Raw genomic sequence first — 21179 nt, 5'->3', positions numbered from 1 at the left:
TGTCCCCTTTGTTCGGGTCTGGGCGCTACTGAAACTATCACAGCGAGCACGATCGTCGTGAGAATGGTAGCTTTGGGTGGGGGTTGCAGCGAGAAAAGGGGCACGGCATGGGACTGGACGTGACAGGCACCGGCACTGGACCGGTGACAGTGCGGCGGGGCGTTCCGGCCGGAGCCGAGCGGCGGGCGGCCGAGCTGTACTGGGACGCCTTCGGCCGCAAACTCGGTCCCGCCCTGAACCCGCCGGGCAAGGCGGTGCCCTTTATCGCCGCCCACCTGAACGCCGATCGCGCGGTCTGCGCACTCCTGGACGGGCAGCTCGTCGGCCTCGCCGGCTACCAGCACGACGGGCGGGCCCTCACCGGAGGATCGGCCTGCGCCGTACTGCGCGCATACGGACACCTGCGAGGACTGCACCGACTCCTGCTCCTCGCCCTGTTCGAACGTCACCCGGCCCCCGGACAGCTCGTCATGGACGGCATCGCCGTGGATCCGGACATGCGCGGCCGGGGCGTCGGGAGCCTGCTCATCGAGGAAGTAGCCGCCGTCGCGGCGGAGCAGGACTGCCGGGAGATCAGACTGGACGTGATCGACACCAACCCGCGCGCCAGGGCCCTGTACGAGCGGCGCGGCTTCACGGCCGTACGGACCGAGCACACGCCCTACCTGCGCGGGCTGCTCGGATTCGGCGCGGTGACCACCATGCACCGCCCGGTCGGAACAAAAGGAGTGAGAGAACTGTGAGCGCCGAGACCGACCACGTCGAGGTCCCCACCCGCATGCTCGTCCACGCGCTGATCCGCGAGGACGGCACCGTCGACGCGGACGAGCTGTACACCGTCGCCAACACCCTGGGCATGAGCGACCAGCAGGTACGGCTGTGCATCAAACGCCTCGTGTCCGAAGGCCGATTCACCCACGAGGGCCGCGGCCGCAAGGCGGAGCTGCACGCGACCACGGACACCACGCGTGCCCTCGCCCCCAACGCGGACTTCCTGCGGCACGCATTCCAACAGGACGCCGGGCTCGCACCGTGGGACGGTGTCTGGCACCTGGCCGCCTTCGCGGTGCCCGAATCGGCGCGCACCGCCCGGGACGCCCTGCGCGAGACGCTCGTCCACCTCGGTGGCGCCCCGCTCCAGGGCGGACTGTACGTCTGCGCCAACACATGGGAACCGTACGTCGAAGAAGCCGCCCACCGCCTCGACACCCACGGCGCGCTCACCCTCCTCACCACGACGGACCTGCGCAGGGGCGACACCCAAGAGCCTGCCGAACTCGCCCGACGTCTGTGGCCCCTGCAGGAGATCGCCGACAGCTACTACCGCCTCAGCCGTATCGCCCAGCCCCGCCTCGCCCGGCTCACCGGCTCTGCCGAACTCTCCCCCTCCGCACTCCTCACCATCGCTGTCGAGTTGGCCGCCGAACTCACCCGCGCCATAGAGCCCGACCCGTTGCTGCCGCCTCAGCTCCTGCCCCGGCCCTGGCCCGGCACCCAGGCCCGGGAGCTCATCGCCCAGTGCTGGGCGGCCCTGCACGAACGTGACCAGAGCGAAGCCCGCCCGACTCTCTTCCGCCTCTACGCCGACATCACCCGAGAAACAGCAGACCAGACCACACACTGAAGACGGAACGGACGGCGCGGGTCGTGCCTGGTGGGCGAAGGTACCGCGAGGGCTCCTGCCCTTGCGGACGGACAGGCGTCAGATCAAGGTTGTGCACTTTGATTCGTACCGACCGGTGCATGTTCGGGGGTGTACGCCTACAGGAAGAGCGCGGCCCGGACCTCCCGGAACCGGATCGTCTCCCCACATTCCCACGGCCCCGACCAGCCTGTCAGCGGATTCGCCCACGCGCCGCCTGCACCTGGCCTCTGCTGCTGTTCACCGGCCCGTTCATCCGCGTCTTCGACTTCCAAGCCGCCCCAGCCGGCCGTCCGTTCCTCCTCACGAGGGCGATCCGGCTCGCCGACAGCCTCTGCGCTCAGCCCTGTTCGATTCCTGACCTGGCAAAACGCCGCCGGGACCTTTAGACACAGGTACTGAGCTTGCCGTTTAACGTCTGCAGTCGAACGGGGTTCGAACTTGCTCGGTGTTTCCCCAGTTCACCTGATGTGTGAGGGGCCGCGGGCCGATCCTGTGCTGAGCGACAACGCAGCACGGAGGCCGGGATCGTGGGACTGGTCGAGCATGAGGTTCAACGAGACGCGTTCACGGTGGTGGCGGAGTTCCGGTCGGAGTTATACGCATGCCTGACCGCCCGGAGCGACGCCCTGTTCGAGCTGTGCGACGCACTGTTGTGCACCGACGGTCCGGTCCGCACTCTCGTGGACCTGGCGCTCGCCCCCGAGCATCGGCGCGGGCACGGGGCCTTGTACTCCGGAATCAACCACGGTCGGATCGACGTCGCCCGGCTGCGCCGGGCACTGACCGGCGTCCCGCTTCCTCGAGCCGGTGACGGTCGGCTGGTACTGGCGGTAGACGTCTCCCCCTGGCTGCGGCCAGACGCCGACACCTCCTCGGACCGCTCCTTCTGCCATACCTTCGGCCGGGGCCTGGGCAAGCACCAGATGGTGCCCGGCTGGCCGTACTCGATCGTTGCCGCCCTGGAGACCGGCCGGACCTCCTGGACCGCGCTGCTCGACGCGATCCGGCTGGAGCCCGGCGCCGACTTGGCCGCGATCACCGCCGACCAAGTCCGCGACGTCGTCCAACGTCTCATAGAAGCCGGCCAGTGGCGCGATGGGGACCCGGAGGTCTTGGTCGTGCTGGACGCGGGTTACGACGCGCCCCGCATCGCCCACCTCCTGGCCGCCCTGCCCGTGGAAGTTCTCGGCAGACTCCGCTCGGACCGGGTGATGCGCAAGCCCGTTCCGGTGCCATGGATCTGCCCGCCGCAGGGCGGCCGCCCGCCCAAGCACGGCGGCGAGTTCGTCTTCGGCCGGCCCGAGACCTGGGGTGATCCAGATGCGGTCACTGTCACGGACACCGACAGGTATGGAACGGCGACGGCGCAAGCGTGGGACCGGCTGCATCCCCGGCTCACCCGCCGGGCGGCATGGGGCGATCACGAAGGGCCACTGCCGATCATCGAGGGCACCGTGATCCGCCTGTCGGTGGAGAAGCTGCCCAGCGGCGGTGTGAACAAGCCCGTCTGGCTGTGGTGGTCGGGCACCGGCGCCGATCCCAGGGACGTCGACCGCTGTTGGCAGGCGTTCCTTCGCCGGTTCGACGTGGAACACACCTTCCGACTGCTCAAGCAGACTCTCGGCTGGACCCGGCCCAAACTGCGGGACTCGCAGGCCGCCGACCGCTGGACATGGCTCGTCCTGGCCGCGCACACTCAACTCCGCCTCGCCCGCCCCCTCGCGCGGGATCTGCGTCGGCCGTGGGAGCGGCCGGCGGAACCGAACAGGCTCACCCCTGCCCGCGTCCGTCGCGGGTTCAGGAACCTGCGGGCAAAGATCGGCACCCCAGCCGGTGCACCGAAACCGACCCGCCCCGGCCCCGGCAGGCCGCCCGGGTCGAAGAACCGCCATACAGCACCCCGCCACGATGTCGGCAGAGTCCTAGCCACGGGTGAGGCATACGCGCGACCCGCGCATCACCAGAAGGGGACCAAGCCCCGACGGACAGGGTGAGCGACAAGCGGTCCATCGGACACGGGGAACTCCAGGCCCGGGAGCCCTGGCCACATGCCGGGGTGGCAGGATCTTGCCGACAGTTCTGCACGAGGAGGCAACGTGGACGACCGCTCGAAGCATGACCACTCCCGTTGGGAGGCGGTCGTACTCGCGGCTCGGGAGCGTGCCCACTCGCGGCAGGCCTTCATGGTCGAGCGCTTCGGCCTGTCCGGAGACGTGCAATACGACTGGTCGATGGACGACGCGCAGATCACGTGGTCGCGCGACGGCAAGGTTTTCCTCACCGGCCGACTCACGGTGATCGGCAGCGTCAGCCTTGCCCAGCAGACCTGGCTGTGGTCCTGGGCGAACGAGTCACTCCCGGACGCCGCCCTGGGCGACATGGAGAGGGTGCGGCAGTTCGGCGAGGAGAACGACTACCCCGTCCTTCCATGGCCAGGCTTCAAATATGACCCCGAACTCGTCGCTGAGGCTCGGATGGTCGCTGCCTCCGTGCTCGACGCCGAGGGACTGTGGGCGGAGTCGATGGACGACGTGCAACTCCACTTCATGGTCCATGACTTGGCGCTCGCTGCCGAGCGACCGTGACGATTACACGGAGCCCCAGGCTGCTGGTGCTGGCCGTCGGACGTTAAACGGCAAGCTGAGCGCCCAGGACCACCGCCGGTCAGTTCGGCAGGGCTACGGGGCCGGTTGTGCGGCCACTTCCTGGCGGCGCCGACAACGCGTACACCGGGTACGGCACGGCGGTCCCGTCTTCGGTGTGCCGGTCGAAGGTGGCGGTACAGGTGAAGCCGACTTTGGTCAGGACGCGACCGGAGGCCGGGTTGGCGGGGTGGTGCATGGCCTCCACCCGGTCCAGGCCGGCGGTGGTGAAGGCGAAGGTGACGACGTGCTTGGCTGCGTCGGTGGCGTAGCCGTTGCCCCAGGTGTCCTCACGGAGGATGTAGCTGATCGTGCCCATGGACGGGGAGCGCCGCCGCAGAGCGATCAGGCCGATCATCTCGTCGGCGGCGTGGATGCCCCAGCTCCACTGCCCGCAGGGGATTTCGGCGGCTCTGGTGAGGGCTGCATGGACCTTCTGCTGTGCCTGGGCGAGGGTAAGTTCCGTGCCGGTGGTGTGCCGCACGGAGGCGCCGCTGTAGATGCGGGTGAGGGCCGGGGCGTCGTCGGGGGTCAGGTCTCGCAGGATCACCATGGGGCGGCCAGCTCCTCTGCTATGCGCTACCTGGTCAGGGTGGTGGGCGGCTGGGACGGCTTCGGTGAGGCGGTCCAGGCGCTGTGTGGTCAACCGAAGTCGAGCGTGTCCGGGGGCGGAGGCGGAGGTGCACCGCCCTCCTGCTCGACGGGTTCTTCTACCTCGGGACGGGCAGCACGCCGTTGATGACGGGGCGGATGCCGGTCGGGGTGGGCCAGTTGGTGACGGTGACTTCGCTGTGCAGCAGAAGCCACATCTGTACGACGTGCGGTTCGGCGGGACGCCAGACCGCGATGGGGTGGGCAGGCTCCAGGATGCCCATGGCTTCGCCGGGGCGTAGCGTCTTCCAGCCCATCGACCGGTAGTACGGGAGCAGACCGAAGTTGTCCTCGGTGACGGTGCCGGTCATGAGGCGGAACCCGCGAGCGATGAACTGGCGTCGGGCGTGCTTGGTCATCAAGACACCGAGTTTGCGGCCCCGTGCGGCAGGGTCGACTGCCATGTACTCGCACTCCACCACGCGGTGGGACAACAGCAGGCGCCGGTCGTGCTCAAGTACCGGGACGCTGTCGATCCAGGCCAGTGGCGGCACCGCGACGATGAGGCCGACCGTGGTGCCTTGTTCCTCGGCGACCCAGGCCCCGCCGGTCGCGTAGTGGCCGGCTCTGGCGGCGGGGATCGGGATAGTCGCCAGTTGCATGGCGAAGTGCTCAGTGCCCGGGTCTCCGGGGATCACCATGCCCAGTAGGCGGGCCAGCGTCTCCTGGTCCTCGGGAAGAGGCCTGCGGAGCAGCAGTTGAGCGGCAGTCGGTCGGCCGTGTCGTGCGGCGGCACGTGCGCGCGAGGCTCGTCCCATTTCCGTCTCCTGGTCTGGTGGCTGATGTCTGAGGGTGGCCACCGTAGAGGCAACTGATCAGGGAGCCCGGCTTGGCACGACGCACCAACGGGTGACGGGCGGCCAGTTGACGACATCGGCACCGGTCATCAGAACCGCCTGCGTCTCGTGGGGTTCGCCCCGCTGGACGACGTGGGCGCGGCCCGGGTGCCTGCTCGGCTTCGAGGTCGGCGAGCGAGGCATGGCGCCTCCAGGTGCTGGCCGCGATCCGCGACAGGATCACTGTGGAGAACAGTTCGTGGGCCTCCGCTCCTCCTCTGCGGGCTATGGGGCGGGCGGGACGGGTTCCCTGAGGCGGTCCAGCCTCGTGTAGAGGGCCCGTACGAGGCGGGCGCGGTTCTGGGCGCAGCGGGCGGTACCTTCCAGCGGTGCGGACAGGCGGCCGTCGGCTTCGCGGAGGACGACTTCGGCGAGGGCGCCGCGGCCGTCGTTCTTGGGCAGGGCGGCGGTGTGGCGGCGGACGTCGGCGGCCACGGCGCGGGCGTGCCCGGTCAGTTGGAGGGCGATCTGCTCGTAGTCGCGGGGTTGGAGGTGCGGGTCCTTCCACGCGAGGACGGCGGTGACGAGCGCTTCGTACGGGGCTCGGTCCAGGGGGAGTTCGGCCTCGATCAGCCCGTGGGGGTCGTAGAGCACGACGTGCGTGTCGCTCATCGGTGGCCCGCCGCGTCGTCGTCCTGGTCGTGGTCGCCGGTGCTGGCGTCCGGGGCCTGGACGGCGAGGAAGCGGGCGTAGCCGCGGTCTGCGCGGGCGATCAGTGCCGGGGAAGGCCGGCCGAAGGCGGGGGGCTGGAGGCCGCGTCCTTCGGGTTCGGGTCCGGCGGGTGTGGGTGCGCTCATGGGCACCGCCTTCTGTTGCTGGGTGCGTCGGTGTCGTTCGACGCTACGGAGGCCGCCGATCGTTTCTCAATGAGATTGCGGGTAATTGCGGAGGTTCACTCCAGAATCGCGGCCCGGATCAGGGCGCGGGCGGCGTCGCCGTACACGGCCATCTCCGCGAGGCCGGCGAACGCCTTCGCGTAGTCGGCGATCTCGCGCGGCTGCGTCACCTTGATCTCCGCCGTCAGCGTCTCCACCACGGCCATGGTGTCGTCGTGGACGTAGAACGACTCCAGCGGCCACACGGTGCGCCGTGCGGTGAACGGGATGATCCCGAGCGAGACAGACGCAAGCGGCATCACGGCCAGGAGGTGGCGCAGCTGCCCGCGCATAGCGTCGGGGTCGGCGGTGCGGTAGCGCAGGACGGATTCCTCCATGAGGACGACGTAGCGGTGGCCGCCTTCGTAGAGGAAGCGGGAGCGGGCGACGCGGGCGGCGACGGCTTCGGCGACATCGTCGGGGGTGCCCTGGAAGGTGGTGATCTGCTGCATGAGGGCCGTCGCGAACGCCGGTGTCTGGAGGAAGCCGGGAGGCAGGCTGGAGAGGTAGACGCGGCAGTGGCGGGTCTGCTCGTGGAGGGTGTACCAGTCCTGCTGGACCTTGCGCATGCCATTGCGGTGCAGGCGCCGCCACTCCAGGTACATCGAGTCGACCGCGCGGGCGGTAGCGATCAGGTCGTCGGCCTGATCGTCCACGCCGCACGCCCTGCACCAGGTGCGGATGTCCGCGTCCGAGGGCAGGGCCGCGCCCTTTTGGATCCGGGTGGTCTTGGCGGGGTGCCAGCCGCACCGGGCGGAGAGTTCCTTCCCGGTGAGGCCGGCGTCCTTGCGCAGGTGCTGCAAGCGCACAGCGAGCGCCTCGCGGGCCGACTGGGCGCTGGACGATGGGGAAGCGGTCGTCATGAGGTGGCGGCCCTTGGGTGTGCTGGGTCAGATGCGGTAGTCGGCGTGCGGGGTGGCCAGGTCCCACACCGAGCGGAACGCCTCCACGCACAGCTTGATGGCCTGCGGGTCCTCGGTGTGGTCGGGCTCCATGGCCTCGCCGTCGCCGGAGAAGACGTTGAAGCGCACGACCTGGTCGTCGATGAGCCAGAAGTCGTTGCCGGGCAGGGCGAGGGTGGAGGCGCGGCGGCGGGGCAGCCAGCGGACCTGTTCGCCGGCGCGGAGGTTGGCGTCGGCGATGGCGTGCTCGAAGCGGATGTAGTCGGTGACGGGCTCGGACACGATCCGGGCCCGACGAACCTTCACTCCGCGGGCGACGGTCCGTTCCACCAGCGGCAGCCACCCGCTCCAGTACTCCGAGTCGTCCGCGGGGACGGTCCCGTCGCGCAGGAACGCGTCGTAGACCTCCCGTTCCTCCTCTACGGCGTAGACGTCGCGGAGCTCCAGGTGCAGGGCGTGCTGCCGGGCGGAGTCGAGCAGGTCCTCAAAGCTGGGGACCGGCGGCTTCTGCGGCATCACACGCCCCCCTGATCTGATCCACCATCCGGACCGAGATCCGGATGACCGCCTCGTCATCCGCCGGCGGGCTGTCCTGACTGCAAGCGGCCCGGGTCACCGCGTCGGCGACCTTGCCCTGGAGGACGAGTTCCGGCCCCTCAGCGGTGTCGGTGTCCACCCACACCGCAGGGCAGTTCCCTCCACCCGAGTTCGGGTCCGTCCCGAAGAAAAGTAACGCCATGATCGCCTCCGGAGAAAGCCAGTTGCGTGTAGTTGCGCACCGACCGTCCCGCAGGCGACCTCGTAGGACGCCGACGCGTGTTCTGCCCTCCAGGACCTGCAGACCTATGTCCGAGGGGTCCAAGAGCTGTCGGGCTATCAGGATCGGTGGGCGCAGCCATGTCCCGTGCTCTTCCCAGTGCTGCCCTACCTTGTGAGGGCGGCGTTCGACCCAGTACACCGGGTTCTTGGCGTAGCTCTCGTCAAGAGGCGGACGGCTCGATCTCCCCCGCGAAGACGATGACCTGGTCGATGAGGCTCCGTCGCAGATGGACGACGTCCGTTCCCGCCAGGCGGGGGCCTCCATCCGGCGTCGTGAAGACCCACTGGTACCGGGCCCACTCGTCCGGCATGTCCACCGCCGAACAGCGCACCATCGTGCCGGTCCCCGCGGGGTGGCGCCGGATGTCCAGCACGAACCGCTCGACCGCCTCGATCCCCTCACTGCGGCCCAACGGTCCCCAGAAGACCACGTCCGAGGTTAGGGCCTGGGAGAGCAGCTCAGTCACATAGCTGTCGTCCGAGGCGTTGAACGCGGAGATGAACGTGTCGATCGCGGACCGCGCGGTCTCTTCTTGCATGCACCAGTAATACCAGTCGTCTCGCGGACCGCGCTCGTCCCGTGAGCCGTCTCCCGACCACGGTGAACCATCCCGGTCACAGCACTAGCGGAGGAAGAGCAGCTTGCTGAAGCCGGGGACGATGACGGCTGGTAACACCCTGCGGCTTCCACCGATCCCCCTGGACACACCTGAATACTGGCGAGCCTCGGCCCCACGCCCGTGGGCCATGTCCCGGCTCCAAAAGCGGGTGGATCCGTCCCAGCACCGCCGCATATCAACGATCACCGGAAGTGCACCGGGCGCAGCGCAGATGACACAACCTGATCACCACGGTCCGCTATCTGACATCCCTGCAGCTCAGACCTCCAGCCCGGGACCAGGTGCCCACACTCACCACGGCTACCGAGGCAGCAGCACCGTCTGACCACAGCCACCCCCAAACCGATCAGCCCAGGTCAGAACACCCGCTATTGATCACAAACACTGCTCCTGGACAAGGACGCCCTCGCGGAGCTGGGCGTCGACTGGGCATGAACAGCAAGGGGGTCTATCATGATTTAGGTGTTTTTAGGCCCTTTGGCCTAGTGGTTTTTGGTTGGTCCGACTGGTCTATACCCGTCCGGCGGTAAGGCGGCCGTCGAAGAGCTGGTCGAACTCGTTCAGCGCTGCCTTCCACTTGTTGTTCCAGCGCTTGCGTCCGCATCCGGAGGGGTCGAGAGCGAGGGTGGCCAGGTAGATCCTCTTGAGCGCTGCCTGTTCGTTGGGGAAGTGTCCGCAGGCGGTGGCGGCCCGGCGGTATCGAGCGTTGAGGGGACTCGATGCTGTTGGTCGTGTAGACGACCTCGCGGATGGAGTCGGGGAAGGCCAGGAAGGGCACGAACTCGCTCCAGGCGCGCTGCCAGACGGTGGCGATCGAGCCGTACTTGTGGCCCCACTTGGCGTCGAACTCGTCGAGCCGCTCGCGGGCCTGGACCTCGTTGACGGCGGTGTAGACGGGCTTGAGGTCGGCGGCGACCTCGGGCCAGTCCCGCCGTGAGGCGTAGCGCAGGCTCTGCCGGATCAGGTGAACGACGCAGCGCTGCACGACGGTTTGGGGCCACACGTTCGCGACTGCGTCCGGCAGAGCCGACAGCCCGTCGCAGACGAGCATGAGGACGTCTCTGACCCCGCGATTGCGCAGGTCGGTGAGGACTTGCTGCCAGAACTTGGTTCTGGCACAGATCTTGGGGAGCCGTCGCGGAGCGTTACCTTGATGTTCGATTGCGAGGGACTGGCTCGTGTGAGACGGCGTACGCCTTGTCGCCTTACAGCCGGAATTGACGCTCCCTCAGGTGCTTGTCGGTCGATGCCGTGGTCGGCTGTGGACGGTGATGGTGCTGTTCATGCAGGCCGATACATCGTTCTGGGACTCGCTGGTGTTCGACGGGATCGACGAGGTGGATGTCGAGGCGGTCACGGCCGCGTTCGGCACGGTCGAGGTGGTGGCGAGAGGCCGCGCGGCCGGGGCTGCATGTCCGGACTGCGGCCGATTTTCGGACCGAGTCCACGACCGTTACCAGCGCAGGCTGAAGGACCTTCCGCTCGTTGATCAGGGCTTTGTGATCCGACTGACGGTCCGGCGCTTCATCTGCGGGTCGGCGGACTGCCAGCGCCGGACGTTCGCTGAGCCGTTCTCCCGGCTGGCCACCCCGCACGCACGGTTCACCACTCGGCTCAACCACGCCCTGGAGCGAGTAGGGCTCGCCCTGGCCGGGCGGGCCGGCGCTCGGCTGGCTGCCCAGCTGGGCTTCGGCGCGGGAAGGATGACCTTGCTACGCAGGGTCATGGCATTGCCCGATCCACAGTTCAGTACTCCGCGTGTGCTGGGTGTGGACGACTTCGCGATCCGTCGCGGTCAGACCTACTCCACCGTCTTGACCAGCGTTGAAGACCATCGCGTGGTCGATGTACTCCCGACGCGTGAAGCCGGGCCGCTGGCCGCCTGGCTGATCCGCCACCCCGGCGTGGAGATCATCTGCCGGGACCGGGCGGGCGCCTACGCCGAGGGGGCCCGGCGCGGTGCCCCCGACGCTCTGCAGGTCGCAGACCGGTTCCATCTGTGGCAGGGCCTCGGCCGAGCCGTGGAGACCTGCGTCGCCGCCCACCGCGACTGCCTGCGCAATCCGTCGCCCAGCGGCATGCTGCCGGAGGCCACCCGACTGGCTTCCGGTCGGCCGCAGGACAACTTGGAGCCCGTCGGCCGACGGGCCGAGCGGAAGAAGGCCGCACATGCACTGGTCCACGAGATGCTTGCCCAAGGCCACTCACGCCGGGCGATCGCCCGGCACCTGGGCTGGGGCCTCAACACCGTGCTCCGGTACGCGGCCGCCGCCCGCTGGCAGGACACCTTCCGCGAGAACCGGCCCCGGCCCAGCAGGCTGGACCCCTACAAGCCTTACCTGGAGCGGCGATTCGCCGAGGGATGCACAAGTGCCACCCGACTGCACAGCGAACTGGTTGCCGAGCACGCTCCCGTCACCTACGCCATGGTCCGCGCGCACATCGCCACGTTGCGCGGAGCTCCGTCCGCCGCACCGCCCCGGCCGCCGACGGTGCGGCAGGTGACCGGCTGGCTCACCCGTGACCCCGCGACCCTGACCGAGGAAGACCGGGCCGGTCTGAAGGAGGTCCTGGCCCGCTGCCCCGAACTGGACAAGGCGGCCGGACACGTCCGCGACTTCGGCGAGATACTCACCGACCGCCTCGGTTCCACACTCCCCACCTGGATCGATGCAGTCGACGTCAGCCAGCTCCCCGGCCTCACCGGCTTCGCACTCCACCTGCTCCGAGACCTCGACGCCGTGACAGCCGGGCTCACTCTCGACTGGAGCTCAGGCAGCATCGAGGGCGCCGTCAACCGCATCAAGAAGATCAAGCGGCAGCTCTACGGCCGAGCCGGATTCGAACTGCTCCGCAAAATGATCTTGCTTCAGTAGCTTGCGCGACAGTGTTGGTCTGTCGCTGGTTGGCACGTTAGAGGTCAGAGTTCGGTCGTCCAGACCCCGACAGGGTGCTCTCTCGGCGGCAGCCACAACTGAGGCTGCGACTCCCGATGCCTCTCCTCAGCCTGATCTTCCCAGTGGAAACGGTCATCCACATCGGGCCACGCAACTTGCAGCACAGGCAACGGAGGCCGCCGGTAGAACCCCATAGCCCGCCCGAAGAAGGTTCGGTACCAACGGAGATCGACCTGCCTGAGCGCGACTTGGTGACCGTCGACAACCTCAGGATGCCTCTGGCCTTCAGCCAATACAGCACCCGCGGCGGACTTCGCTCCGAGCCTGTTGAGCATGCGGTGCATAGCGTGGATATCGAGTCCGAACATGGCGAGTTCAGGTCCGCCGTGAGTGTGCGCGAGGCCGATCGTGTAGGCGAATCCAGGACCGATCTCGTCCTCGGGAACCATCTGGACGTGCCATCCGTGCTGCTGCACATTCTCGATGATCGTCAGATCCGCGCGGTCCGCCTCGTCTCGGTCACCGTAGTCATGGCAGAGGACACAGCGGCACTGGAACGAATCATCAGTCATGTGCGGAGGCTACGAGGTGAGCGGCTGAATCGGGCAGCCGGGGTTCGTGACCACCCTTTCAATCGAACAACATCGTCACCCTCCGCGACCGCTCCCCAAGATCTGTGCCAGAACCCGAAACTCGTGAACATTCCGACCAGGCTGAGGCCGCCAACCGCCTCCCGAACCGACGTAGAAGTGCTGCCCGTTCTCGGGTTCTGGCTCAGGTTGTGTGGAGCGGACACGATGTATCAAGTCTGCTGCCAGGTGCTGGGGAGCCGACCGGGAGGTATCAGGGCCTTGCGGTCCAAGCGGGCTACCCGGTGTAGTAGGCGAGGTAGCCCCTCTTGAACTCTGGCAGTTCCACGCCGCTGAGTTCCAGTGTCGGCGTACCAATGGCACTGGCACTGGAGTCCTCGTAAGCCTTCTCGGATGCGGCGACGAAGCCTTGGTACTGCATCGTCCTGACCGCAGCGTCGAAGCCCGGCCCGCGCAGGCCCTCTACGCGGGATGCCATCTTCAGTAGGAACTCGTCGGTGAAGCCGTCGACCGCTTCATCTGGCTGATGCGCGTAGAGGACCTGGTGGTACTCGACGAACTTGCCCTCTGCCAGTGCAGCGCGCAGCGCGTTCGCGGCCTTCTTCGAGCCGTTGCCGCCCAGCCTGTCGTCGAGGAAGGATGCGAGTGTGTAGTGGACCTGCACCGAACCCTTCTGAGTCAGCTTGTTCAGCTCGGCCCCGGCGCCCTGTGTCTCGAACTCCTCACAGAAGGGGCAGCGCAGATCCTCGAAGAGCCGGACGGTGGTACCCGCGCCCTCATCGCCGACCACGATGCTCGTCCCGTCCGCGCCCAGCGACTCCGGTATGTCGGCATCAGTGGCATAGCCGGTACGCGTCCCGCACGCCGCAAGGGACAGTCCCAGGACGGTGGCGATCGCCATTGCCCGAATCGCACGCTTCACCAGCATGAATGCCCCTCCCCAGTGGCGAATGGCCCGGACTCTATACGGCGGCCTGCAAGGGCGGATCACCAGCCCTGGGGCACGGACAAGGACAGGATCGACGCCCCGTACCGCTACCTCCGGCCCAGGAGGCTGGCATGGCCGCTCGGGTCGGACGTGACAGTCGGCCTGTGTGGTCCACAGAAGTTGAGCCAGAACCCGTTCTCGTGAACAAAGCCACCCGTGGGTGGGCTGCCCAGAACGGCCATCTGCTGGCGCCCCTGGACGCCACGTTCCAGGGAGCGGCGGTGGGCATCTGGTTGAAGAACGCGCGGGCCGCCGCGCGGAAGGCTGCGGAGATCGAGCAGCGGCGTGCCGAGGGGCTGCCGGTGTAGTCGTCGGCCGGGGCGCTGTCGACCGAGCGGGGCGAGCATCTGGAGGAGATCGACGCTGCCTGGTGACCGGCCTGGCCGGTCACCAGGCAGCGGGCCTTCCACCTGGTCCGGCTCCACCTGGACGCCCGGCGGGACACTGCCCACCACGGCCGGCGAAGTCGTGCGCCAGGGCGAGGACCTCGGACGGTGGGTGACCTCGGTCCGGCTCGGCTGGGACCAGCTCACCGGCGTGCAGCAGTGGATGTGCGAACAGGTCCTCGGGATCACACCCGCGGCCGAGGACGAGAAGCCGAAGCCGCGCACCAGCCAGGCGCAGAAGTGGGCGCTGCACCTCACCGCCGCAGCCCAGTTCTTCGAGCGCGAGGGGCACCTGAAGGTGCCGCACAAGCACATCGAGACCATCGTCCTCGTCGGCGGGGAGAGCGGCGAGGACGAGGAGCAGCGGGCCGTACAGCTCAAGCTCGGTGCGTGGATCGGAAACCAACAGTCCCGGGCCGCATCGCTGACGTCGGCCCGCGTCGAGCAGCGCTCCAAGATCGGGATGCGCTGGACGTAGCCGTACTGACGAGCAGCGGGGCTGGACATGAACACCCTGTCCGGCCCCACTGTGGTCGTCAGGTGCCGGCTTGCTCTTCTGGCGCTGACGGCGCGTCTACAGGCTGTGTGTCGCCGGGTTCGGTAGGGGGCATGGGGACGAGTCGGTCTGTGTCGGACAGCTCCAGCGCACGGTGAATACCCTCGACCGGAGGGGAGTCGTTGTCGGTGACGATGATCTGCAGCCGGTCGACGTGCTCGGTTGCAGTGCGCAGGAGGCTGGCGTACATCTTGCGCAGGCGCTCAAGGTCGACGCCTTCGTGGCCGACGTTGCTGCTGATGCCGTCGATGATCAGGAGGTTGGGCAAGGGGATGTCGTGGTCGTTGAGTGCCACGTGTTGGTGTGCAAGGACGTGGGCTACGTTGACCAGCACCTCGACACCCTGGGATTGCAGGTCAGCGAAGGGACGGCCGTCCACGACGGGCAGGTACGTCTTCTTGTTGATGTAGGAGCCTGGCTGGTCGTCGAAGCGGGGTGCGTCAAAGCTGCGGAGGGCGGCTTCGAATGCGTCGTCGAGTTTCTGCAGGCGTTCGCTGACCGTCTGGTTGCTGTGGCGGGTGGCGTCGATTTTGCTGTTGAGGTCCTCTTGCTCGCGTTCCAGTTCGGCAACGCGTTCAGCCTGCCCTGCTAGCCGGTCGTGTAGGGCCAGGCCGTCGTCCAGGCGGGCGAGGTGTTCTTCGAGTCGGGCCTGCCGGGCAGCGATGCTCCGGATGCGGTCTGCCTGGTCGGTGATGAAGGTGGCCGTTGCTCGGTCCAGTTGTGCACCGAGGTCTGCCCGGTTGCTGGCCTGGGCAGCTTGGGCTGTCCTGAGCTGGGCGAGGCGCTGGGTGCTTCGGGCGATGAGTTCTTCGGTCTCGGTCACCTGGTCGATGACTCGGTCCTGTTCCGCGGCTAGGGAGGACGGGGCTGGCAGGTTGGGTGGGGTCTGCAGGCAGAGGCGGCAGGTGTGCTCGTCTCCCCTGTCCGGCACGCCGGCTCCACACCGGGGGCAGGTGTGGAATTCGAAGTCGTTGAGGAGTCGCTCGGCCACCAGGGCGCGGGTGAGTCGACGGCTCTGGGCGATGAGCTGTCCGTGCAGTTCGCGGAGGTTGATGACGGAGACAGCTTCGGCCTCGGCAGCGCCGGCGATCCGGGCGATCTCTGCCTCCGCCTCGGCGATCCGTTCGCGCAGGGTGACGGTGGCCGACTCGGTGAGTTCGCCAGTGAGATGGATGTCGGCTTGGCGAGCGCGGATGAGCTCCCCTTCGGTCTCCCGGCGCTCAACCTCAAGCTGAGCGCGGGAGGCGAAGGCGGTGGTCAGGAGGATCCGTTCCAGGGTGTTCGCATCTGCGGTGAGGGCTGCCAGCTCTGTGGTGACTTCGCGCAGGCGGTCGCGTAGTCCAGCTGCCTCGGGGTCGTAGAGGCCGTAGAGAATCTCGAAGACGTACTTGCGCTTGATGTTCTTGGAGTAGTTGTCGGGGGTCCCGAAGACGGAGGAGTCGATCTCCTTCTGCCTGAGGACGCAGTACATGAGGTAGTCACTGATGGTGACAGGAACAAGGGGGCTCCTGTCATCGTTGGGAGCGCGCGGGACGCTAAGGCGGGGCAGCCTCAGTACGTTGCGCCACCAGTCACGGAAGGTCTCGTCATACCCGGCTTGGAGCTGGCTGGCGGGCAGCCGCCAGACTTCCCTGCGGCCGCCGACTTCGGCGATCTCGACCATGGCATTCGGAGTGGTGACCAGGGGGCGGACGATGCGGAATCGGCGATCTCCGACCAGTACGGTGCCGGCGATCGTCCGTCCCCGAAGTTCGGGGACGACACTGACATCGGCACCCAGCAGGGCCCGGAGACAGCTGACGGTGGTGGTCTTGCCGCCGCTCATGGAACCGACGATCGCGTTCATGCCGGGTTCGAAGCGGATCGTGCGGCTGGTGCCGACCAGGGTGATCTTTTCGATGCGCAGTCTCATAGGTGGGTCCCCCAGTGCGCCTCGACGATGTCGGGGAACGTCTCGTAGATCAAGTTCTTCAAGGTGATGCCGGTTAGATTGAAGTACCGGCGCAACAGCACTGCACGGTCCCGAACCGGGCGCCAGCTCTCGCTTTCAGTGAGAGCACGCGCCACTTCGTGCCCGGCAGAGGTAGTGCAATAGGTCGCGATGGCGTCCTCGTGTTTGGGCTCGATGAGGCCCTTGCCCGTGAGGGCGCCGAGCAACGCGTAGTAGGCGGGATCCCACGGCCCGTACTTGTACCGGATCATGCTCTGCTCGATCGTTCCCGTCAGCCACGGGTCCTCGCCGGCGTCGACGTCGGGCTGTCGAACAGCCATGAGCCTGTTGAAGTGGTCCGGGTAGCGGAGCAGGAAGTCGAGCTTGGCCAGCTTCATGCGGCCTTCGATGCCCTTGCTCGCCTTGGTTGCAGAGAAGACGTCGATAAGGAGCAGCAGGCGGGCTTGGGCATCCGCAGAAGGCGGCCGCGTCGGCGGCACAGCGGTTGTGGGCGCGGTAGTGCTAGGAGGCATCTCGGTCGCTCCCCCAGCCGAACCTGCATTCGTCCGAGATCGCGCACGCCCTGCCCATCAGAAGCACGCCATCCTGGGCGTAGAGGGGATGGCGGTCGTACGTGCCGGGGCTGACCTCGAGTGTGCGCTGTAGCTCGTCGAAGATGGCGTCAGCGGGCTGGCTCTGTCCCTTGTGCGACCGGCCGGTGCGGCGGGCCAGTAGCAGCAGGCGCTGATCAAGGTCTGTCTCGATGGCTTGGTCGCCCGGCCAAGCTCCCAGGGCCAGCTCTCTGAACCGGTGGCGCTCAGCGTGGGCGCGCAGCATCTGCGCCTCCTCGATGACCTCCCTGGAGGCAGCTCCCATACGGAGCTTGCGAACAAGCGCGGTCTCAGGACCGTGCAGTTGCTGGGAAAGATCTTCCAGCAGAACGTGGTCGGGACGAGTCAGGCGCTGGCGTACGTCGGCAATCGTCGCCGCGGTGATGCGTTTGCTCAGCACTGCGGCGGGCGGGCTGTCGAGGGCTAGTAGCTCTGTCCACCGGGCTACGGGAAGTCCTTGGGTGGCATCGCGAGTACGCCGGAGCAACTCCGTGTAGAGGGCGTCGATCATCGCCATGGTGAGACCTGGGCCGAGATCGGCCAGGACCCGGGTGTTGCGGAGCTCGATGTCGCCGCGTCGTGGCAGAGGCCTTATACGCACCAGGGGCAGGAAGTCGGTGAGTGCGGCTTCTTTGACTTTCAGGTGTGCCGCGACCCGTTTCCGGCACGCGTCGTTGTCTCCTCCTTCACCCTTGGACAGGGCCACGACCGCGGCGTCGGCTGGGTCGAGATGGCCCTCGATGCCAGCCGTCAGCTGATAGGTCAGGCCGGTACCTGCCACGGCTTCGTGCGTGCGCCAGAGGCTCTTGAAGGGCTTCTTAGCGATCACGTCCGTTAGCGTCCAGGGCTCCACAGCATCCCTGGTTTTGATCTGCTGAAAATCCCAGAACAAACCGCCATCGGTACAACGGGGGTCGCCGCCGCGGGCCACGACTATGTCCTCGATGTGCTCGCAGGTCACGTGGATGACCGATCCGCCCGCCAGCATCTCCAGGACCGCTTGCACGGCGATGTGTACCTGGTACTCGTACCGTCGCAACGTGACTGACCCTGAGTCATCTGGTGCTTCGGTTTCAATCGGATCGGTCATCCGCCCCCCATCTCGTTACTCCCCGACCACGCAGCGTAGGGGGTCTGTGATCTCCAGTCGACAGCCGAGAGAACCCAGCCCGCTTGGCTGCTCCGGGCCCGAAGCGGGAGAGTCAGCCGCTGGCCTCTATCCGTGGCCTCGGGCGCTGCCAGGTAGCTGGGGCGACGTTCGCCGGACCGTCGATGGCCGACGTGGAAGGCACATGACGTGGTCCTTGCCTAAGCCGATGCTTACCGCGGGCGTAGACAGCCCCGTGACCAGCGGGTCCCGGCCGCGTCGCTGACGCTGGAGCGGGTGAAGCTGTCCCAGGTCGGGACGCGGTGGGCGTAGCCACACGGACGGGCAGCGGGGCCGGACAGGGGTTCCCGACATCGGTCGAGGGGCAGAACATCGGATCAACCGCGCTGGGCTCCATGTGGAGGAACAGCTCTATCGGATGGCGATAGTAGCTGTCAGCCGTTCGCCGATACACGTCAGTTGGGTGCCGAAGGACTGGGATACCTGAGACCAGGGCGGCAGGACGTGCCGCCTGGTGCTCGTAGGAAGGGGCCGCGATGCCCGGAAGACGTGGCGAGGATCCCGTACACGGTCCGGTGGCCGTGTTCCCGCCGGCGTCGGGGCGGGCGGCGGCAGTGCCCCGGCTGCTGGACCTCGACAGCCGCGGTGAGTTGAGGGCGGCGCATGTGCGCCTGGTGGCGCAGGCGTTGGGTAAGTCGGAGCGGACAGTGTGGCGGTGGCTGGCCGTTGCCCGGGAGGATCATCGCCTCGCACGGGTGGAGTCGTCCCATTTCACGATCACGACGGAAGTCCGGCGGCTGCTGGCGCTGTGGGGCGGTAACGCCTCCCGGGTCCACGCCGAGCTGATGCAGCGGGCAGCCGACGATCCGGACGCGCCCGCAGTACCGTCGCTCTCCACGTTGCACCGGGCGATCCGCCGGGACCTGACCCGCGGTGAGCGGGCCGGGCTGAAGAGCGGGGAAGCGGCGCGACGCGCGCATGATGTCTTCGGGCAGCGTCCGGCGACGCACCGCAACGCGGCGTGGGAGGGCGACCACAAGCACGTGCCCATCGAGGTGGATGTGGAGGGTGAGCTGGCCACGCCGTGGGTGACCTGGTTCATCGACTGCGCCACCAAAGCGATCACCGGGGTGGCGGTCACCGCGCATGCTCCGAGCCGGGATGCGGTGCTGGCGTCCTTGCGGATCGCGATCACCCGCAGCGAGCCGTTCGGTCCGGTGGGCGGGCTGCCCGGTCAGATCCGGGTGGTCCGCGGCAAGGAGTTCCTGTGCGCGACGGTCACCGCGGCAATGGGTGCGCTCGCCGTTCCCGTGACCGATCTGCCTGCCTATACCCCGCACTTGAAGGGCACCATCGAGGCGTTGAACGACGCGGTGGAGGAGACGTTCCTCGTCTCGCTCCCCCGCTACACCGGCCGTCAGAAACTCACCGGTGGCCGGCTCGCCGACCCCGACGCCCCGCCTCTGACGTATGAGGCTTTCGTGGGGCTGCTGCTGGACTGGGTGACCTGGTGGAACACCCGCCACCACCCGTCCGCGTTGAACGGCAAGACGCCAGTCGAGGCGTGGCAGGCCGACGCGACACCGCTCACGGATGTGTCCCCAGGGCAGCTGGCGACGTTCGCCCCGGAGGACGATGGCCGTACGTACACGATCAGCACCAGCGGAGTGCGGTGGCGTCGTCGCGATTACCTCGCCCCCTGGATGAACGGCCGTACCGGCACCAAGGTCTCGGTACGGCACCTGCCCCATCACGACGACACCATCGAAGTCTTCGACGCCACGACCGGCCGCCACCTCGGATCGGCGTTCCTGGCCGCCGCGGCGAGCCGGGAGCAGATCCGCTCCGTCCAGGCAGCACGGACCGCGGCCGCCCGCCGGCTCAAGGCCGATCTGAAAGCCGCGGAGAAACTGCGCCGCCAGCGCTTCGAAGCCTCCACCACCGCCGCCCCGCCCAGGCCTCTCACCTCCCCGACCTCCGCGCAGGCCGAAGAGGAACTGGGCGCAGCAGCGCAGACGGACCGCCGGGCGCTGGCCCGCCCCGGTCTCGTTCCGCACGGCCCCGCGCCCGATACCTGGGCCCGCCCGAGGCCCCCGCGCACACCTACTCCTGATGAGGACCAAGGCTGGTGATCGCTGATCTGGACTACGGGCTGCTGCCCGACGAGAGCGAAGACCACTTCCTGGGCCTGGAGCAGGCGCAGCTGGTCGGCACCGACACGCTGCTGACCACGCGGGACAACATCGAGGCCGTCATCGAGGCGAAAGCCATGATGTGCGTCTACGGGCCGGCCGGATCCGGCAAGACGATGTCGGTGAACTCAGCACTGCGGCATCTCGCCCCGGACATCACCCATCGCCTGGAGCTGCGGGCCGGACCGACACCGAGGGACATCCGCCACGGTCTCTTCCAGGCGCTGGGGCTGCCGGGTGAGCCGCCGGCCCGCCCGATCGAGTTCGACACCCTCCTCAAGGAGGCGCTCGCCGAGGAGTTCCGGGTCCTGGTCTGTGACGAGGCGCAGTGGATGAAGAAGACCGGGTTCGAGTTCTGGCGCCATCTGTGGGACGACAAACGCACCAACATCGCGGTGATCTTCGCCGGGGGCGACGGCTGCTACAAGGTCCTGCGCCGTGAGCCGATGCTGGCCTCCCGGATCTTCATCTGGCAGGAGTTCACCCGGATGTCCAAGGACGAAGTGAGGGAGACGATTCCCGCCTTCCACCCCGTCTGGGCGGACGTGGACACCGTGTTGATCGACGCGATCGACAAGCAGGCCGCCCACGGCAGCTTCCGCAACTGGGCCAACATCACCACCCACATCCTCGCCGGCATGAAGAAACTGAATCTCAAGAAGGTCGACGAAGACCTCGTGCGCTGGGTCTACAGCAAGATCGGCGGCATGTAGTGACAGCCGGCGGTCACCACCGGTCACCGTCATCCACGACAAAGACGACCACCCCGCCTGGACGGCCGCCGCGCATGCCGCACACGAACCCGCCCTGGGACGTCTGACCGTCGACCCCAGCCCCGCCAACGGAGCACCCGCCGCCCTCGCCCACGACCTCCTCCATGCCCTGGGCAAACGACTCCCCCAAGGCGGAGAAAAGTACGGGACGTGGGCCG

Annotated in this window: 23 protein-coding genes; 9 read left to right on the top strand and 14 right to left on the bottom strand. The window is 67.7% G+C overall.

Annotated elements, in window-relative coordinates:
- The first annotated feature begins 107 nt into the window (after positions 1–107).
- The 4 genes from OG936_RS37775 to OG936_RS37760 all read left to right on the top strand — a co-directional run bounded on the left by OG936_RS37775 (position 108) and on the right by OG936_RS37760 (position 4230).
- Entirely contained in the window at positions 108–743 is a 636-nt protein-coding gene (locus OG936_RS37775; protein ID WP_317872945.1) for a GNAT family N-acetyltransferase, read from the top strand.
- A 35-nt stretch (positions 744–778) separates the two neighbouring features.
- Positions 779–1624 carry a PaaX family transcriptional regulator C-terminal domain-containing protein gene (locus OG936_RS37770; protein WP_406500776.1) on the top strand — a complete coding sequence of 282 codons (846 nt, stop codon included), beginning with the start codon at positions 779–781 and terminating at the stop codon, positions 1622–1624.
- A 548-nt stretch (positions 1625–2172) separates the two neighbouring features.
- Positions 2173–3639, top strand: coding sequence for an NF041680 family putative transposase (locus tag OG936_RS37765; RefSeq protein WP_406500237.1), 1467 nt, complete (start codon positions 2173–2175; stop codon positions 3637–3639).
- A 102-nt stretch (positions 3640–3741) separates the two neighbouring features.
- The gene (locus OG936_RS37760) at positions 3742–4230 is read left to right on the top strand and encodes a DUF6882 domain-containing protein (protein WP_406500236.1); all 489 of its coding nucleotides are present in this window, start codon (positions 3742–3744) and stop codon (positions 4228–4230) included.
- A 79-nt stretch (positions 4231–4309) separates the two neighbouring features.
- Here the strand turns inward: OG936_RS37760 and OG936_RS37755 are convergent, their stop codons facing one another.
- From OG936_RS37755 to OG936_RS37715, 9 genes are all read right to left on the bottom strand, one after another.
- Positions 4310–4840: a GNAT family N-acetyltransferase gene (locus tag OG936_RS37755; RefSeq protein WP_406500235.1), complete on the bottom strand. Its 531-nt coding sequence runs from the start codon at positions 4838–4840 to the stop codon at positions 4310–4312.
- Positions 4841–4997: 157 nt separating this feature from the next.
- Positions 4998–5696: a GNAT family N-acetyltransferase gene (locus OG936_RS37750; RefSeq protein ID WP_406500234.1), complete on the bottom strand. Its 699-nt coding sequence runs from the start codon at positions 5694–5696 to the stop codon at positions 4998–5000.
- Positions 5697–5999: 303 nt separating this feature from the next.
- The gene (locus OG936_RS37745) at positions 6000–6386 is read right to left on the bottom strand and encodes a DUF6415 family natural product biosynthesis protein (RefSeq protein WP_406500233.1); all 387 of its coding nucleotides are present in this window, start codon (positions 6384–6386) and stop codon (positions 6000–6002) included.
- Positions 6383–6571, bottom strand: coding sequence for a hypothetical protein (locus OG936_RS37740; RefSeq protein ID WP_406500232.1), 189 nt, complete (start codon positions 6569–6571; stop codon positions 6383–6385). Before OG936_RS37740 ends, OG936_RS37745 begins: the two co-directional genes overlap by 4 nt.
- 95 nt (positions 6572–6666) lie before the next feature.
- Positions 6667–7512, bottom strand: coding sequence for a helix-turn-helix domain-containing protein (locus OG936_RS37735; protein ID WP_406500231.1), 846 nt, complete (start codon positions 7510–7512; stop codon positions 6667–6669).
- Between the two features lie 27 nt (positions 7513–7539).
- A complete protein-coding gene (locus tag OG936_RS37730; RefSeq protein ID WP_406500230.1) occupies positions 7540–8067 on the bottom strand; it encodes a DUF6879 family protein in 528 nt (175 codons plus the stop codon).
- Positions 8036–8227 carry a hypothetical protein gene (locus tag OG936_RS37725; RefSeq protein WP_266816771.1) on the bottom strand — a complete coding sequence of 64 codons (192 nt, stop codon included), beginning with the start codon at positions 8225–8227 and terminating at the stop codon, positions 8036–8038. The genes OG936_RS37730 and OG936_RS37725 overlap by 32 nt, the downstream gene beginning before the upstream one ends.
- Positions 8228–8531: 304 nt before the next feature.
- Entirely contained in the window at positions 8532–8909 is a 378-nt protein-coding gene (locus OG936_RS37720) for a nuclear transport factor 2 family protein (protein ID WP_259929916.1), read from the bottom strand.
- Between the two features lie 532 nt (positions 8910–9441).
- The gene (locus OG936_RS37715; protein ID WP_406500229.1) at positions 9442–10041 is read right to left on the bottom strand and encodes a transposase; all 600 of its coding nucleotides are present in this window, start codon (positions 10039–10041) and stop codon (positions 9442–9444) included.
- 232 nt (positions 10042–10273) lie between these two features.
- On the opposite strand from OG936_RS37715, the gene OG936_RS37710 reads away from it, so the two are divergent.
- Positions 10274–11866, top strand: a complete 1593-nt coding sequence (locus OG936_RS37710; protein WP_406500228.1) for an ISL3 family transposase — start codon at positions 10274–10276, stop codon at positions 11864–11866.
- Positions 11867–11910: 44 nt separating this feature from the next.
- Here the strand turns inward: OG936_RS37710 and OG936_RS37705 are convergent, their stop codons facing one another.
- Together OG936_RS37705 and OG936_RS37700 are read right to left on the bottom strand one after the other, a co-directional pair.
- Complete coding sequence (locus OG936_RS37705; protein ID WP_392671816.1) at positions 11911–12459, bottom strand: DUF4262 domain-containing protein; 549 nt, start codon at positions 12457–12459, stop codon at positions 11911–11913.
- A 295-nt stretch (positions 12460–12754) separates the two neighbouring features.
- Positions 12755–13405, bottom strand: coding sequence for a DsbA family protein (locus tag OG936_RS37700; RefSeq protein WP_406500227.1), 651 nt, complete (start codon positions 13403–13405; stop codon positions 12755–12757).
- A 200-nt stretch (positions 13406–13605) separates the two neighbouring features.
- On the opposite strand from OG936_RS37700, the gene OG936_RS37695 reads away from it, so the two are divergent.
- Positions 13606–13773 carry a Helicase associated domain protein gene (locus OG936_RS37695; protein WP_406500226.1) on the top strand — a complete coding sequence of 56 codons (168 nt, stop codon included), beginning with the start codon at positions 13606–13608 and terminating at the stop codon, positions 13771–13773.
- Between the two features lie 190 nt (positions 13774–13963).
- Positions 13964–14329: a helicase associated domain-containing protein gene (locus OG936_RS37690; RefSeq protein WP_406500225.1), complete on the top strand. Its 366-nt coding sequence runs from the start codon at positions 13964–13966 to the stop codon at positions 14327–14329.
- Between the two features lie 58 nt (positions 14330–14387).
- On the opposite strand, the gene OG936_RS37685 is transcribed toward OG936_RS37690, so the two are convergent.
- The 3 genes from OG936_RS37685 to OG936_RS37675 all read right to left on the bottom strand — a co-directional run bounded on the left by OG936_RS37685 (position 14388) and on the right by OG936_RS37675 (position 18038).
- A complete protein-coding gene (locus OG936_RS37685; RefSeq protein ID WP_406500224.1) occupies positions 14388–16319 on the bottom strand; it encodes a hypothetical protein in 1932 nt (643 codons plus the stop codon).
- Positions 16316–16735 carry a hypothetical protein gene (locus OG936_RS37680; RefSeq protein ID WP_406500223.1) on the bottom strand — a complete coding sequence of 140 codons (420 nt, stop codon included), beginning with the start codon at positions 16733–16735 and terminating at the stop codon, positions 16316–16318. Before OG936_RS37680 ends, OG936_RS37685 begins: the two co-directional genes overlap by 4 nt.
- Positions 16736–16859: 124 nt before the next feature.
- On the bottom strand, positions 16860–18038 hold the full coding sequence (locus OG936_RS37675; RefSeq protein WP_406500222.1) for a dsDNA nuclease domain-containing protein: 1179 nt from the start codon (positions 18036–18038) through the stop codon (positions 16860–16862).
- 632 nt (positions 18039–18670) lie between these two features.
- On the opposite strand from OG936_RS37675, the gene OG936_RS37670 reads away from it, so the two are divergent.
- Both OG936_RS37670 and OG936_RS37665 read left to right on the top strand, forming a co-directional pair.
- The gene (locus OG936_RS37670) at positions 18671–20188 is read left to right on the top strand and encodes a Mu transposase C-terminal domain-containing protein (protein WP_406500775.1); all 1518 of its coding nucleotides are present in this window, start codon (positions 18671–18673) and stop codon (positions 20186–20188) included.
- Positions 20185–20961, top strand: a complete 777-nt coding sequence (locus tag OG936_RS37665) for an AAA family ATPase (RefSeq protein WP_266753093.1) — start codon at positions 20185–20187, stop codon at positions 20959–20961. The genes OG936_RS37670 and OG936_RS37665 overlap by 4 nt, the downstream gene beginning before the upstream one ends.
- Positions 20962–21179 lie beyond the last annotated feature (218 nt).

The organism is Streptomyces sp. NBC_00846 (assembly GCF_045207325.1).
Classification (GTDB): domain Bacteria; phylum Actinomycetota; class Actinomycetes; order Streptomycetales; family Streptomycetaceae; genus Streptomyces.
The sequence above is the reverse complement of the archived record's forward strand: the minus strand, read 5'-3'. Positions and strand labels throughout refer to the sequence as shown.

What these genes read in the sequence shown, in the direction of transcription:
- OG936_RS37775 (WP_317872945.1), top strand. Translation starts at nt 108, where the DNA reads ATGGGACTGGACGTGACAGGCACCGGCACTGGACCGGTGACAGTGCGG.
- OG936_RS37720 (WP_259929916.1), bottom strand. Translation starts at nt 8,909, where the DNA reads ATGCAAGAAGAGACCGCGCGGTCCGCGATCGACACGTTCATCTCCGCG.
- OG936_RS37715 (WP_406500229.1), bottom strand. Translation starts at nt 10,041, where the DNA reads ATGCTCGTCTGCGACGGGCTGTCGGCTCTGCCGGACGCAGTCGCGAAC.
- OG936_RS37755 (WP_406500235.1), bottom strand. Translation starts at nt 4,840, where the DNA reads ATGGTGATCCTGCGAGACCTGACCCCCGACGACGCCCCGGCCCTCACC.
- OG936_RS37770 (WP_406500776.1), top strand. Translation starts at nt 779, where the DNA reads ATGCTCGTCCACGCGCTGATCCGCGAGGACGGCACCGTCGACGCGGAC.
- OG936_RS37685 (WP_406500224.1), bottom strand. Translation starts at nt 16,319, where the DNA reads ATGAGACTGCGCATCGAAAAGATCACCCTGGTCGGCACCAGCCGCACG.
- OG936_RS37680 (WP_406500223.1), bottom strand. Translation starts at nt 16,735, where the DNA reads ATGAAGCTGGCCAAGCTCGACTTCCTGCTCCGCTACCCGGACCACTTC.
- OG936_RS37750 (WP_406500234.1), bottom strand. Translation starts at nt 5,696, where the DNA reads ATGGGACGAGCCTCGCGCGCACGTGCCGCCGCACGACACGGCCGACCG.
- OG936_RS37730 (WP_406500230.1), bottom strand. Translation starts at nt 8,067, where the DNA reads ATGCCGCAGAAGCCGCCGGTCCCCAGCTTTGAGGACCTGCTCGACTCC.
- OG936_RS37705 (WP_392671816.1), bottom strand. Translation starts at nt 12,459, where the DNA reads ATGACTGATGATTCGTTCCAGTGCCGCTGTGTCCTCTGCCATGACTAC.
- OG936_RS37675 (WP_406500222.1), bottom strand. Translation starts at nt 18,038, where the DNA reads ATGACCGATCCGATTGAAACCGAAGCACCAGATGACTCAGGGTCAGTC.
- OG936_RS37710 (WP_406500228.1), top strand. Translation starts at nt 10,274, where the DNA reads ATGCAGGCCGATACATCGTTCTGGGACTCGCTGGTGTTCGACGGGATC.
- OG936_RS37700 (WP_406500227.1), bottom strand. Translation starts at nt 13,405, where the DNA reads ATGCTGGTGAAGCGTGCGATTCGGGCAATGGCGATCGCCACCGTCCTG.
- OG936_RS37745 (WP_406500233.1), bottom strand. Translation starts at nt 6,386, where the DNA reads ATGAGCGACACGCACGTCGTGCTCTACGACCCCCACGGGCTGATCGAG.
- OG936_RS37740 (WP_406500232.1), bottom strand. Translation starts at nt 6,571, where the DNA reads ATGAGCGCACCCACACCCGCCGGACCCGAACCCGAAGGACGCGGCCTC.
- OG936_RS37735 (WP_406500231.1), bottom strand. Translation starts at nt 7,512, where the DNA reads ATGACGACCGCTTCCCCATCGTCCAGCGCCCAGTCGGCCCGCGAGGCG.